Origin of the sequence: Bacteroides caecigallinarum (genome assembly GCF_016902295.1) — a bacterium.
Lineage (GTDB): Bacteria > Bacteroidota > Bacteroidia > Bacteroidales > Bacteroidaceae > Phocaeicola > Phocaeicola caecigallinarum_A.
The window spans coordinates 1-14,042 of sequence record NZ_JACJLQ010000010.1; the positions used below are offsets into that span (position 1 = coordinate 1).

The 14,042-nt window shown below is 39.4% G+C and carries 11 protein-coding genes; 6 read left to right on the top strand and 5 right to left on the bottom strand.

The window, feature by feature from the left end; translation table 11 throughout:
- Nucleotides 1-242 precede the first annotated feature (242 nt).
- Nucleotides 243-899, bottom strand: a complete 657-nt coding sequence (locus H6A27_RS04675) for a sigma-70 RNA polymerase sigma factor region 4 domain-containing protein (protein WP_204507884.1) — start codon at nt 897-899, stop codon at nt 243-245.
- A gap of 56 nt (nt 900-955) precedes the next feature.
- Between H6A27_RS04675 and H6A27_RS04680 the strand changes: the two genes are divergently transcribed.
- Nucleotides 956-1,666 (top strand): TonB-dependent receptor, encoded by a 711-nt coding sequence (locus H6A27_RS04680; protein WP_204507885.1) that lies wholly within the window; start codon nt 956-958, stop codon nt 1,664-1,666.
- Complete coding sequence (locus H6A27_RS04685; RefSeq protein WP_204507886.1) at nt 1,618-1,827, top strand: hypothetical protein; 210 nt, start codon at nt 1,618-1,620, stop codon at nt 1,825-1,827. Before H6A27_RS04680 ends, H6A27_RS04685 begins: the two co-directional genes overlap by 49 nt.
- Before the next feature lie 107 nt (nt 1,828-1,934).
- Here the strand turns inward: H6A27_RS04685 and H6A27_RS04690 are convergent, their stop codons facing one another.
- Together H6A27_RS04690 and gyrA are read right to left on the bottom strand one after the other, a co-directional pair.
- Nucleotides 1,935-3,152, bottom strand: a complete 1,218-nt coding sequence (locus H6A27_RS04690) for a tetratricopeptide repeat protein (RefSeq protein WP_204507887.1) — start codon at nt 3,150-3,152, stop codon at nt 1,935-1,937.
- A 30-nt stretch (nt 3,153-3,182) separates the two neighbouring features.
- Entirely contained in the window at nt 3,183-5,714 is a 2,532-nt protein-coding gene (gene gyrA / locus H6A27_RS04695) for a DNA gyrase subunit A (RefSeq protein ID WP_204507888.1), read from the bottom strand.
- 287 nt (nt 5,715-6,001) lie between these two features.
- Between gyrA and H6A27_RS04700 the strand changes: the two genes are divergently transcribed.
- The gene (locus H6A27_RS04700; protein ID WP_204507889.1) at nt 6,002-8,560 is read left to right on the top strand and encodes an ATP-dependent Clp protease ATP-binding subunit; all 2,559 of its coding nucleotides are present in this window, start codon (nt 6,002-6,004) and stop codon (nt 8,558-8,560) included.
- Nucleotides 8,561-8,645: 85 nt separating this feature from the next.
- Here the strand turns inward: H6A27_RS04700 and H6A27_RS04705 are convergent, their stop codons facing one another.
- Nucleotides 8,646-9,023: a RidA family protein gene (locus H6A27_RS04705; RefSeq protein ID WP_204507890.1), complete on the bottom strand. Its 378-nt coding sequence runs from the start codon at nt 9,021-9,023 to the stop codon at nt 8,646-8,648.
- Between the two features lie 323 nt (nt 9,024-9,346).
- Between H6A27_RS04705 and rho the strand changes: the two genes are divergently transcribed.
- Nucleotides 9,347-11,422 carry a transcription termination factor Rho gene (rho, locus tag H6A27_RS04710; RefSeq protein WP_204507891.1) on the top strand — a complete coding sequence of 692 codons (2,076 nt, stop codon included), beginning with the start codon at nt 9,347-9,349 and terminating at the stop codon, nt 11,420-11,422.
- An 89-nt stretch (nt 11,423-11,511) separates the two neighbouring features.
- On the opposite strand, the gene H6A27_RS04715 is transcribed toward rho, so the two are convergent.
- The gene (locus H6A27_RS04715; RefSeq protein WP_204404769.1) at nt 11,512-11,898 is read right to left on the bottom strand and encodes a DUF3127 domain-containing protein; all 387 of its coding nucleotides are present in this window, start codon (nt 11,896-11,898) and stop codon (nt 11,512-11,514) included.
- Between the two features lie 220 nt (nt 11,899-12,118).
- On the opposite strand from H6A27_RS04715, the gene dnaN reads away from it, so the two are divergent.
- Complete coding sequence (gene dnaN / locus H6A27_RS04720; protein ID WP_204404770.1) at nt 12,119-13,243, top strand: DNA polymerase III subunit beta; 1,125 nt, start codon at nt 12,119-12,121, stop codon at nt 13,241-13,243.
- Nucleotides 13,244-13,253: 10 nt separating this feature from the next.
- A complete protein-coding gene (locus tag H6A27_RS04725) occupies nt 13,254-14,030 on the top strand; it encodes a 3'-5' exonuclease (protein ID WP_204404771.1) in 777 nt (258 codons plus the stop codon).
- Nucleotides 14,031-14,042 lie beyond the last annotated feature (12 nt).

Consider the following 14,042-nt stretch of genomic DNA (forward strand, 5'->3'; position numbering starts at 1 on the left):
TACCGGCAAGAAGACCATTAAAGATGTAAATAAAAAAGTTTTAATCGCTTTCATTATAAAGATACTTTTTAGGTTATTATTGCTCATGGTTTATATCTCCGAATGCAAAGTTATACCATATAACAATACACCATTTAAAAAGTATCTCTACATTTAGCTATTAACAAATACGGCATAATACACTGATTATATGCGTATTATGCCGTATTATACAATTATGTCAATCTCTACATTTTCTATTTTCAGAACTCTGCCAACCATCTGTCAAGTGTCATTTCTTCGGAAAGACCGCCTTCCAACGATTCACTCAAATGCTTCTTCAGACGGAACTTTTTCTGGGATACCGAAGAGATACTGACACCGAATATCTCCGACATCTGGGTGTTGCTGAAACGAAGCTTGATCAGGATACAAAGATGAAGTTCCTGCTTTGTCAGTGTCGGACAGATGCTCTGCATACGGCTCACGAAATTGCCGTACATACTTTCACACATTTGCTCCAGAGTCTCCCATTCCATATCATCAAGAACACGGCATTTCTCTCTAAGTTCCTTCACAAGGCTGTCATTATCTACAACATAGTCGGCAAGCATACGTTCACGCTGCTTCAGGTTAAAATTCTCTTCTGATATGCTACGGAACTTCTCCGTATCACGGCGGACCTTATCAAGTTTTGAAGTATATTCGGCAATATGATTTTGCAGAGTGGCTATATTTTCGGACAGCCTGCCATTCTCTGACTGAAGACTGTCTATCTGTTCACGGTATGATTCTATATCTTCAGCATTACTTCGACGAACTTTTATCTGCCGAAAACAGACTGAACCACTACTCTTTAGACTATACGGCAAAACTCTCATACTATCTGTCGGGAACAAGTTCCTTAAAGTTCTTTGCATATAATACGTTTGACGAGTTCAGATTTCCACTTTACACAGAAGAAGCCATACCGATAGTGAAATGGAACAACCAGATATATAAGGCTACGTATAGCGGAATGTGGGGGAAATTAGGTAATACAACCTCCGCATACTACTCGTCGCATATAAGCCGTGCCAATGCAGATGTGCTTGGTTTTGGCCCGGGTGATGACAGCTTTGGAGATGACATGGACTCTGACGACGGATGGGAAGACAGTCGGAATAAAGAGCTGAATAATGAATACTCCAATAAACAGGCGGAAAAGGATACAGAAAACAATGAGATAAGTAGCGGCATAAAGACCATCAATTTCAATACGGAATTTACTTATAGCCCTGAAAACATTTACTCAACACGCTGGGGATTCAAATACTCACACGAGGTGTACGAGATGACTGCCTTCGGAGATAATATCAGGAAACAGAATGAGACAATAAACCAGTATTCGCTGTACTACGACAATAACGTCCGCATAACAGACAAGGTTTCTACGCGTGTAGGAGTACATTTCGTAGCATACAATCCTGTAAATTTCCGAAATTATTACAGCATTCAACCTCGATTCGCATTGAATTTCACACCAGGGAAAAACAATCTGATATATCTGAATTTTTCCAAGATGGAGCAGTTCTACCATTATATCAGTTTCAATGGTTTCGCTCTGCCTACAGACTTCAGAATGAGAGCGACAAGGATTTGGGATTCAGGCAAACACGAGGAGAATTCAATTACAGAATTGACATAGGATACACATTCAAGAAAGATTTCGGAGACAAATTGCTGCTTCTCAGATGTGGTCTGTATAACCTGCTTGGCAATCCGCCTGAAGAAGATATAGTGGATTTCTATTCTGTACATTTATCAGAGAATTGTCTTCCATACGGTAGCATAAGCTTTAAGTTCTGATTTTATCAATTACATCTGCCATTACATAACTCTTTAAAACATATAATAACAAAAAATCCTGATCTCAACCGACCAGGATTTTTTGTTTCATATCTGAACCTATAAGATTAATATCCAAGTTCTTTTTCAAGAGCTTCGTATTCAGCTCTGTTAAGCTTCCAATAGATTCTCAACATGTACTGTCCCCACAAAGCTTTGTTGTCTGGAGCTATTTCTTTAGCTTTTTCATAATATGGCAACGCTTTTGAATAAAGCTCTTTAATCTTAGCTTCACCTTCTGCATATTTAGGATCGTCCATTGCAAGCTGAGAGTTAGCTTCTTCTATATCCTGACCAGGGAAGAAGTAGCAATCGCCCATTTTGGAATATGCTTCTGCCACGAAACCGTCGTTCTTGTCAACAATCTGCTGCAATGTAGCTATTGCTCCTTCATAGTCTTTGTTTTCATACTGAAGTACACCTTTTACATACAAGAAATAGGCAGAAGGATTATTAGCAATGATACCGTCAATTTCAGCCAAAGCTTCTGTTACTTGACCTTTCTGAATATAGTTGTCCATCAGGTTACCTACGAAATATTCCTGATTTGGGAATCTTTCTACACCTTCCTTGATTGCAGCAAGCCATTTAATTGAGTCTTTAGCCTCATCTGACTTATAAACTTCAGCAAGACACATCAAAGCTCTGTAACCTTCTTCCTTGTGGTTCTTTCCCATTTCCGCATACTTGATAACTGCTTCATTGTCTTTCAATGAATTGGCAGCCAATGTAGCATAGTTTGCAATAAGAGGAACAAGTGTGTCGTTCTTAACCTCATCCATATCTGAGAATATAGGTGCAGTTGCAGCATCGCAATAAAGTCCGAAGAACTGCAAAGCAGCATCATACTTACCTGAATTGTATGCATCAGATCCTGCATTTGTCAAGTTAGGACGTACAGAAACCAATGTCTTAGCCAATTTCTTTCTGAGTTTTGGTTTCTTAAGCTCGCCGCTTGCAACCTTAGCCTGTTCTACTTCATCACATTTCATGTAATATTCGAACATTTTAGCCAAACTGTTATACAACTTAGTAGTGTCTGCCTGTCCACCTGGAAGATAGAGTTTCATATTCTCATCGTCGTAGATTGCCTTCTGAAAATCTCCGGCAAGCTTCCATGTTTCAGGATCACCTGCTGTTGTAGGGTCGCTCAAAGCAGGTTCAATAATCTGAGCCGCCTTTACAGGATCACTCTTAGCAGATTTCGCTTCTTTTACAACACTTGTCTGTGCTGATACTGCACAAGTAGCAAACACCACTGCTACAGTTAAAAATACTTTTTTCATAATGTTTTAAATTTTAGTAAGTCAATTGTTTTAATTATTCTCTTCTTGGGGTTCATTTACGTTATTGTCGGTCGTATTCTCCTGGGATGCATCAACTTGAGGTATTTCTTCTTCAGTCTGCGAAGTAACCTTACATACAGAACCGATACTGTCATTTCGTTTCTCAAGGTCTATAAGTTTAACACCCTGAGTAGCACGTCCCATAATACGGAAATCAGCCACTTTGACACGGATTGTTATACCGGACTTGTTTATAATCATCAGGTCATTTTCGTCTGTTACAGACTTGATAGCAACAAGCGAACCTGTCTTTTCGGTAATGTTCAATGTCTTGACACCCTTACCACCACGGTTTGTCTTACGGTAATCTTCAATATCGGAACGTTTACCGTAACCTTTTTCAGACACTACCATGATAGTTTCCTTTTCAGGGTTCTTAATGCAAATCATTCCAATAACTTCATCCTGGCCGTCTTCATCGAGAGTGATACCACGTACACCTGTAGCGGTACGTCCCATTTCGCGGACAGCGCTTTCGTGGAAACGTATGGCACGTCCGTTACGGTTTGCTATAACTATTTCGTTGTTGCCGTTAGTCATACGCACCTCTATCACGCGGTCATCTTCACGGATTGTGATTGCGTTCACACCATTCTGACGCGGACGTGAATACTGCTCAAGCAGAGTTTTCTTGATAACACCCTGTTTAGTGCAGAACAATACGTAATGGCTGTTGATGAATTCCTTGTCATTAAGATTCTTCACGCGCAAATATGCAGTAACAGCATCATCGGCGTCAATATTCAGAAGGTTCTGGATAGCTCGTCCCTTAGAAGTTTTGTTGCCTTCAGGTATTTCGTAAACCTTCAGCCAGTAACACTTACCTTTCTGTGTAAAGAACAGCATAGTGTTATGCATTGTGGCAGGATAGATATGTTCAATGAAGTCCTCATCACGGGTTTCGCTACCCTTTGAACCTACACCGCCTCTGTTCTGTGCGTGGAAGTCAGCCAGCGGAGTACGCTTGATATATCCCAGATGAGAGATAGTGATAACCATATGATCGTCTGCATAGAAGTCTTCAGGATTGAATTCTTCCGAAGCATAAACTATTTCAGAGCGACGCTTGTCGCCATATTTTTCCTTAACTTCTATCAGTTCGTCCTTGATAACCTTCATACAAAGCTCATCATTTGAAAGGATTTCCTGATAGTAAGCTATCTGCTTCATCAATTCTTCATACTCGGCATGAAGCTGCTCTTGCAAAAGTCCTGTAAGCTGACGCAAACGCATTTCAACGATTGCACGTGCCTGTATCTCGGTAAGTTCGAAACGGTTCATAAGGTTAGTGACAGCTTCATTAGGAGTTTTTGCAGCACGAATGATTCTGATTACCTCATCAATATTGTCCGAAGCTATGATAAGTCCTTCAAGGATGTGTGCACGTTCCTGAGCCTTACGCAAATCATACTGCGTACGACGAATAACCACTTCGTGTCTGTGCTCGACGAACAGTTTTATCAAGTCCTTAAGATTGAGCAAACGAGGACGTCCCTTAACAAGAGCAATATTGTTTACACCGAAAGAAGTCTGCAGAGCTGTCATCTTGAACAGTTTGTTCAAAACGACACTTGCATTGGCATCACGCTTCACGTCTATCACAATGCGCATACCTTCGCGGTCGGACTCATCGTTCACGTATGAGATACCTTCAATCTTCTTCTCGTTTACTAAGGAAGCGATATGCTCGATAAGTTCTTTCTTGTTTACATTATAAGGGATTTCGTTTACGATTATCTTGTCATGATTGGTGTGAGTCTCGATTTCAGTCTTGGCGCGCATCACTACACGTCCGCGACCAGTCTCGTAAGCATCTCTTACTCCACTTACACCGTATATATATCCTCCGGTCGGGAAATCAGGCGCCTTGATATATTGCATCAGGCCATCCACATCAATATCATTATTGTCAATATATGACACACATCCGTCAATAACCTCAGCCAAATTGTGTGTCGGCATATTGGTTGCCATACCGACAGCAATACCGGATGCTCCGTTTACCAGCAAATTAGGAATACGTGTAGGCATTACAGTAGGTTCCTGAAGCGTATCATCGAAGTTATTCTGAAAATCAACAGTCTCCTTATACAAGTCCTGCATCATTTCCTCACCTATCTTCTTAAGTCTTGCTTCAGTATAACGCATGGCAGCCGGACTATCACCATCGACAGAGCCAAAGTTACCCTGTCCGTCAACCAAAGGATAACGCATAGCCCAATCCTGCGCCATACGTACCAATGCCCCATAAACAGACGAGTCACCATGCGGGTGGTATTTACCCAAAACTTCACCTACTATTCTGGCAGATTTCTTATAAGGTTTATCCGAAGTATTACCAAGTTCCATCATACCATAAAGGATACGGCGATGAACCGGTTTGAAACCATCTCTCACATCAGGGAGGGCGCGTGCCACGATTACAGACATTGAATAATCGATGTACGACGACTTCATTTCCTCTTCGATGTTGATTTTTATAATCCTGTCTTGTTCTTGCATTTAAATATATATTAATTATACATTATTTCGGTTCACGAAAAACAATGCTAAAGTACTACTTTTAGACGATATACGAAACTTTTTACCAAAAAATGTGCCTTACATTAAACTTTTTTACTCAAAGACTGACAAAACACGTCAATAATTCAAAACGAGAAAAATGGCACATAATTTGCTGTGAGAATAAAAAAAAGATATATTTGCCAGAATTAATCAATAGATTTTAGGCACAATAAAAAAACAGAGCTATAACTTCAGGTCGTAAGAAGACCAAACTTACAGAAAAAATGAACGGAATATCATATACACAAGAAGCCACAGACGTAATTAAATACAGCAAGGAAGAAGCCGCAAGGACTGATGCTCAAAGCATAGGCCCAGAACATCTATTGCTGGGAATCATAAGAAACGATGAAAGCAACGCTTCTAAAATAATATGCAGCCTGTATGCTGATTTGAAAAAAATAAGAAGAGAGTTGGAAGACATACTAATAAATACAAACACAAATGCCAACATGCCTAAAACTGACATTAGAGACTTAAATTTTGATGAAAAAGCTGCAAGGATTTTAAGATTATGCTTTTTAGAGTCTAAAATTGACAATAAAGATTCTATTGGCTCTGAACATATTTTATTAGGAATTATGAAAGAAGAAAAAAATAACGCTGCTCAAATACTGATGCAAAACAATATTACATACGAAAAAATAAGAAAAAGGATGTCCGGCAACACGACACCAATACCTTCTGCCGGACTAAGCTTTGACGAAAACGAGGAAGACGATGGTATAGAAAGACGTGGAGGAAACAGATTCGGGAACAACGATTCATCCTCACAGGGAGGTCCTGACTATACGCAGACCAGAAAAGGCAAAACAGAAAATGACAATAACAATCTTGTTTTGCTTAATAAATATGGTACGGACTTGACTAAAGCTGCCATTGAGGGTAAACTTGACAAAGTCATAGGACGTGAAAAAGAGATTGAACGCGTAGCCCAAATCCTATGCAGAAGGAAGAAGAATAATCCTGTATTAATAGGCGAACCAGGTGTCGGTAAATCTGCAATTGTAGAAGGACTCGCGGCAAGAATAGCCGAGAAAAAAGTTCCAAGAACTCTATTCGACAAAATCGTTATCACACTCGACCTCACAGCCTTAGTGGCAGGAACCAAATATAGAGGAGAATTCGAAGAAAGAATAATCGGCGTAATAAAAGAAGCCAAAAACAATCCGAACGTAATATTATTCATAGACGAGATTCACACAATAATAGGCGCAGGTTCGGCTGCCGGTTCAATGGACGCGGCTAATATTCTTAAACCCTCACTTGCCAGAGGGGAAATGCAGTGTATCGGCGCTACAACATTAGACGAATACAGAAAGTCTATTGAAAAAGACGGTGCCCTTGAAAGAAGATTCCAAAAAGTTACCGTTGAGCCAACCACTAAAGAAGAGACATTACAGATTCTAATGAATATCAAAGAGCAATATGAGGATTTCCATAATGTGTCTTATACTGATGAGGCCATAGAAACATGTGTGAACCTTGCCGACAGATATATCACAGACAGATTCTTCCCTGACAAGGCCATCGATGCGATAGACGAGGCCGGTTCCAGAATACATCTTATGAATGTATCTGTACCAAAAGAAATCGAAAACCAGGAAAGATTGATTGAAGAGACAAAAGAACATAAGAACGAAGCCATAAAGTTACAAAACTTTGAAATGGCAGCCGGTCTGAGAGATAAAGAAAAGTCTCTTCAGTCAGAACTTGAAAGGATGAAAAAGGAATGGAGTGACAAACAAAAGGAAAACCGGGAAATAGTTGACAAAAGTCACATAGAAGAAGTCATTTCATTAATGTCAGGAATTCCGCTCAAAAAAATCGGCACATCCGAAATAAACAAGCTCAAAAACATGAGGGACACTCTAAAAGCAAAAGTCATAGGACAGGACAACGCTATAGAGAAGCTTGTAAAGGCCATAAAGAGAAACCGCGCAGGATTAAAAGACCCTAACAAACCTATAGGCACATTTCTGTTTACAGGTCCGACAGGAGTAGGAAAAACATATATGGCAAAAATGCTTGCGGAAGAATTGTTCGGCTCTAAGGACTCTGTAATCAGAATAGACATGAGCGAATATATGGAGAAATACGCTGTATCGAGAATGGTTGGAGCCCCTCCGGGATATATAGGATATGAAGAAGGCGGACAACTGACCGAAAAGGTAAGACGTAAACCATACTCAATAGTGCTGCTCGACGAAATAGAGAAAGCACACCATGATGTATTCAACTTCCTGTTGCAAATATTGGATGAAGGAAGACTGACAGACAGTACGGGAAGAACTGTTGATTTTAAAAATACAGTCATTATAATGACTTCCAATGTAGGAAGTCGCCAGCTTAAAGACTTCGGGAAAGGAATCGGCTTCAACACAATTGTTCGAGAGGAAAACGAAGAATACTCCAACTCAATAATAAAGAAGGCTTTGGAAAAAACTTTCGCGCCTGAATTCTTAAACCGTCTCGATGATATCATACCATTCAAACAACTGGATAAAGATGATTTAATAAAGATAACGGAAATTGAGTTGAAAGAACTTTTCAAAAGAGTAGAAAACCTGGGATACTCAATATCCATAACCGATGAAGCAAAATATACAATAGCAAGAAAAGGTGAAGATATCCACTATGGCGCACGACCGATAAAAAGGGCAATTCAAAACAATATTGAAGATAAGTTGGCTGAATTCATTATTGACGAAGAACCCGGAAACGGTTCGAAAATATTAATAGCGTCCGAAAACGACGAGATAAAAATATGTCTGGCGGAATAACCAATCGCCGGATATTTAAAACAAAAAACTCTTTGCCGTTCCATCGAATGGCAAAGAGTTTTTTCAGTTTGATTTTGAAGAAATATTATTTTACCACAATACATTCAATTTCCACAAGAGCACCCTTAGGCAATCCTTTCACAGCGACAGCCGAACGTGCAGGGAACGCGCCGTCAAAGTATTTGGCATAAACTTCATTCATTTCGGCAAATAATGACATATCGGCCAGAAAAACAGTAGTCTTAACAATATTGGCTGTAGTAAGTCCGGCTTCGGCCAATACATTCTTGATATTCTCGAACACCTGAGTAGTCTGTTCCGCTATACCACCTTCAACAAAAGAACCTGTTGATGGGTCCACAGGAATCTGACCAGACATAAAAACCATACCATTAGCCTCTATAGCTTGGCTATAAGGTCCTATAGCAGCAGGAGCCTTTTCTGTAAAAATAACCTTTTTCATAAATGTATAAATTTTCAATATTAAATTTTGGGTTGCTAAATTAGAACAAATTTCCGATTTTTAATGCCTCACAAAATAAAAAACGCTCAAAAACTTTGTAAACAAAATAAAAAGCAGTATTTTTGTACAAGATAAAAAGCTATATCGTGAACACAAGCGATATAAGCGATACAATTTTTCCTAATCAAAATCAATTATCATTTTAACGAATACATTTAGACTATACATTACCGTATATTCATATTGCATGTATATCCGGCTATAAGTATATCATTTTTGAATTCAAATATTACTATAATATAACACTTTATACACACAATTATATGTATAATATCATACAATTAAATGAAAAAGACCTGTCCGAACTGCAAGAAATAGCCAAAGAGTTGGGTCTGAAAAAAACAAGCACACTAAAAAAAGAAGAACTTGTTTATAAAATACTTGATGAACAAGCAATCAAAAGTGCCTCACAAAAATCAAATTCAGACAAGTCGAACGATGGACAAACTAAAAAAAGAGCAAGAATAAGCGTTAAAAAAGATGGCAATAAAGTTTACACCGCCACTAAAGACAAAGCTTTAAAACTTGAAGCCGAAACGCCTAAAGTACAGAAGAAAAATGTAGATAACGAAAACGCTGATGTTCAGCTGGAAACTATCAGTAACAACATAGCCTCAGCTACTAATACTCAGGAAGAAAAACCAAAAGCAAAAAGAGGAAGAAAGCCAGGCTCAAAAAACAAAGATGCAAAAAAGACTGATACATCTTTGAGCAACCAGCCAGAAAACAATGATAATAAAGAAGCTGAAGTAGCTGTTAAAGAGTTTCCTATCCCTGTTTTCATGGATGACGATATGGAACTTCCACCACTTGATTTAACCGGTGGAGACGATTTTATTCCAATAGAAGACTTACCTTCAGAAAAATTCGAAATACCTACAGAACTGTTAGGCAAATTCGAGGCTACTAAAGTTGAGCCACCTGTTGCGCCACAAACAGAAAACAAATTCCAGCAAAAACAAAAAAAGAACAATAATAAGAAGCAACAACAAAATAAAGCTCAAAACAACAAATCCCAAAACAATAAGCAACAGGCCAAACAACAAAACGAGACTGTACAAGCCGAAAACACACAGCAACCTAATGTTCAGCTGCCTGCAGTCCAGCAAATAAAGCTTCCTGCTCCAGAAGTTACTGATAAAGAGCAAGATAACAACATTCAGGCGGTTCAGGAACAAGAACCACAGCAACCGGCCAAACCAGTTGAAAAAGTATATGATTTCGACAATATCATTACAGGCTCAGGAGTGCTTGAAATAATGCCTGACGGATACGGTTTCCTCCGTTCATCTGACTATAATTACCTTTCTTCTCCTGATGACATATATGTATCCCAGTCTCAGATTAAAACATTCAGCCTGAAAACAGGAGATGTAGTGGAAGGTACAATACGCCCTGCAAAAGAAGGCGAAAAATATTTCCCACTTGTAAAAGTAAACAAGATTAATGGCGCAGACCCGGCATTGGTACGCGACAGAATTCCGTTTGACCACCTGACACCATTATTCCCGGACGAAAAATTCAAATTATGCAAAGGATACAACGACAATTTGTCTGCACGTGTCGTTGACATGTTCTCGCCTATCGGTAAAGGCCAACGCGCGCTTATCGTGGCACAGCCTAAGACCGGTAAGACAATCCTTATGAAGGATATAGCAAATGCCATTGCCGAAAACCATCCTGAAGTATATATGATAATGCTTCTCATAGACGAACGTCCTGAAGAAGTTACAGACATGGCACGCAGCGTAAAGGCAGAAGTCATAGCTTCCACATTTGACGAACCGGCCGAACGTCACGTAAAAATTGCAGGTATAGTACTGGAAAAGGCAAAGAGAATGGTAGAAAGCGGACACGATGTAGTGATATTCCTTGACTCTATAACACGCCTTGCACGCGCTTACAACACTGTATCTCCAGCATCAGGCAAAGTATTGTCAGGTGGTGTAGATGCCAACGCGCTACACAAGCCAAAACGTTTCTTCGGTGCAGCACGTAATATTGAAGGAGGCGGCTCGCTCACTATCATCGCAACTGCCCTTATCGACACAGGCTCCAAGATGGACGAAGTCATCTTCGAAGAGTTCAAGGGTACAGGAAACATGGAATTGCAGCTTGACAGAAACTTGAGCAACAAACGTATATTCCCTGCCGTAAACATTGTTGCGTCAAGCACACGCCGCGACGACTTATTGCTTGACAAGACAACTCTTGACAGAATGTGGATTCTGCGCAAATACCTATCAGACATGAATCCTATCGAAGCTATGGATTTCGTAAAGGACAGACTTGAAAAGACAAAGGATAATGATGAGTTCCTATTAAGCATGAATTCATAATCACTATATACAGAAAAAGGAAACAGCCATATCGCAATGTTTAAAAACAAAATGCGATATGGCTGTTTTTGTTTAACTTCCAATCAATATCAGAAAGGCAGATCGTCCTTTTCATCAGTTGCCGAGAAGTCGGCTGGAGGCACCGGAGCCGAAGAAACCGGAGGGAAAGAATAATCCGCAGGCTGCTGTTGCATACCAGCACCCTGTGCAACTCTTTCTACTTTCCAAGCCCTTATACTGTTAAACCACCTACCCTGCCATTCGCGGGCATCAATATCAAACGAAACGGTAAGTTCTTCACCTGCCTGTATGTTGAATTGCTGGATTTTATCTTCACCAAACACATCAAAACACATCTTACGAGGATACTGCTCATTAGTTTCCAAAACATATTCTTGAACCTTCCAGTTGTTTCCTGATTTTGAGACACCACCACGAGGTTCAAGGACAGCAATAATTCTTCCTGTTATTTCCATATTAAATTTTCTATTTGATTTTGGTTACGAAATTACTCTTTTCCTTAGAAGTGAGCTAATTTTTTTCAATATTTTTTTATCAGGACGAAAGCATTTTTATCGAATAATTGCTTTAGCCAAATAATCTTTTTTGTAACTTTGGCATTCGATATTTTACCGTTTCTTATAAAGAAATTCATACATGAATTATAATAAAAATAACAATTAATATAACATAATCATGAGATTTTTAGTTTCAAGCACAACATTATTCAGCCATTTACAGGCTATCAGCCGTGTTATCAATTCCAAAAACTCTCTTCCTATCCTGGACTGCATTCTGATAGAACTAAACGATGGAACAATCACTATGACAGCTTCTGACAGCGAAACGACATTGTCAACCAGCATCGAAGTAAGTGAATACGAAGGTGAAGGCAAATTTGCCATTTCATCAAAAACTATACTTGAAGCTCTTAAGGAAAACCCTGAACAGCCATTGAACTTCAATATTAACACAGATACGATGGAAATAACCGTTAAATATCCTAACGGTAAATACAGCATGATGGCACAAAACGGCGACGAATATCCTCTGCCAAAACAGATGGGAAGCGAAGTCGTTAACCTGACAATGGCTGCCGATGTTATGCTGACAGGTATAAACAGATGTATCTTTGCTACTGCCGATGACGAATTGAGACCGGTAATGAACGGTATATATTTCGACATAAGCCAGCAGGATGTAACTTTGGTTTCTTCTGACGGACACAAACTTGTACGCAATAAATCTTTTGCTTCTACAGGCAACGAAAAAGCAGCTTTCATCCTTCCTAAAAAGCCGTCGAACATTCTTAAGAATATTTTGCCTAAAGAACAGGGTGATGTTCAGATTTGCTTTGACGACAAGAATGCTATGTTCACAATGGAAAACTATCAGATGACATGCCGACTCATAGAAGGCCGTTATCCTAACTATAACTCGGTAATTCCTCAGAACAATCCTCACAAAGCTATCGTTGACCGTGCTATTTTCATCAGCGCATTGAAACGCGTATCAGTGTTTTCATCACAAGCCAGCAGTTTGATTAAACTCAGCCTGAAAGAAAACAGCATGACAATTTCCGCTCAGGACATTGACTTTTCAACTTCAGCCGAAGAAACTCTTACTTGCCAGTATGACGGGAAAGACATGAGTATCGGTTTCAAATCGTCTTTCCTTATCGACATTCTGAATAACATTTCATCACAGAATGTAATTATCGAATTGGCTGATCCATCAAGAGCCGGACTTATCGTTCCTGAAGAACAGGAAGAAAACGAAGACTTGCTGATGCTGCTCATGCCTATGATGCTTAACGATTAATCTTTTTATAATGAAACTGAATCTTAAGAACCCTATAGTTTTCTTTGACCTTGAAACTACAGGAACAAATATAACAAGCGACAGGATAGTGGAAATCTGCTATCTGAAAGTATATCCTAACGGAAACGAAGAGAGCAAGACAATGAGAATCAATCCTGAAATGCATATTCCTGAATCATCAACTGCCATTCATGGAATAACTGATGAGGATGTTGCAGACTGCCCTACCTTCAAAGAAGTAGCCACAAACATAGCAAAAGACTTTGAAGGAGCTGACATAGCAGGATTCAACTCAAACAGATTCGATGTTCCAGTACTTGTAGAAGAATTCCTGAGAGCAGGTATCGACCTCGACCTTACAAAAAGAAAATTCGTTGACGTACAGGTTATTTTCCATAAGATGGAACAACGTACCCTGTCGGCAGCATACAAGTTCTACTGCGGAAAGAATCTTGAAGACGCCCATACGGCAGAAGCTGATACAAGAGCCACTTACGAAGTTCTAAAAGCACAGTTGGACATGTATCATGACACTTTGGAAAATGACATAAACTTCCTGTCAGAATACTCAAGCTATTCGAAAAACGTTGATTTTGCGGGAAGAATTGTTTATGACGACAACGGAGTGGAAGTATTCAATTTCGGAAAATACAAAGGTATGCCTGTAGCCGAGGTACTGAGAAAAGACATCGGATATTACGGTTGGATTATGAATGGTGATTTCTCTCTGAACACAAAGAATGTGCTCACAAAAATCAGACTCAGAGAAACCGGAATGCTAAAATGACATATCACATAT

Coding starts and splice junctions, on each gene's coding strand:
- rho (WP_204507891.1), top strand. CDS start 9,347: ATGTATAATATCATACAATTAAATGAAAAAGACCTGTCCGAACTGCAA.
- H6A27_RS04725 (WP_204404771.1), top strand. CDS start 13,254: ATGAAACTGAATCTTAAGAACCCTATAGTTTTCTTTGACCTTGAAACT.
- dnaN (WP_204404770.1), top strand. CDS start 12,119: ATGAGATTTTTAGTTTCAAGCACAACATTATTCAGCCATTTACAGGCT.
- H6A27_RS04705 (WP_204507890.1), bottom strand. CDS start 9,023: ATGAAAAAGGTTATTTTTACAGAAAAGGCTCCTGCTGCTATAGGACCT.
- H6A27_RS04700 (WP_204507889.1), top strand. CDS start 6,002: ATGAACGGAATATCATATACACAAGAAGCCACAGACGTAATTAAATAC.
- H6A27_RS04715 (WP_204404769.1), bottom strand. CDS start 11,898: ATGGAAATAACAGGAAGAATTATTGCTGTCCTTGAACCTCGTGGTGGT.
- H6A27_RS04675 (WP_204507884.1), bottom strand. CDS start 899: ATGCAAAGAACTTTAAGGAACTTGTTCCCGACAGATAGTATGAGAGTT.
- H6A27_RS04690 (WP_204507887.1), bottom strand. CDS start 3,152: ATGAAAAAAGTATTTTTAACTGTAGCAGTGGTGTTTGCTACTTGTGCA.
- gyrA (WP_204507888.1), bottom strand. CDS start 5,714: ATGCAAGAACAAGACAGGATTATAAAAATCAACATCGAAGAGGAAATG.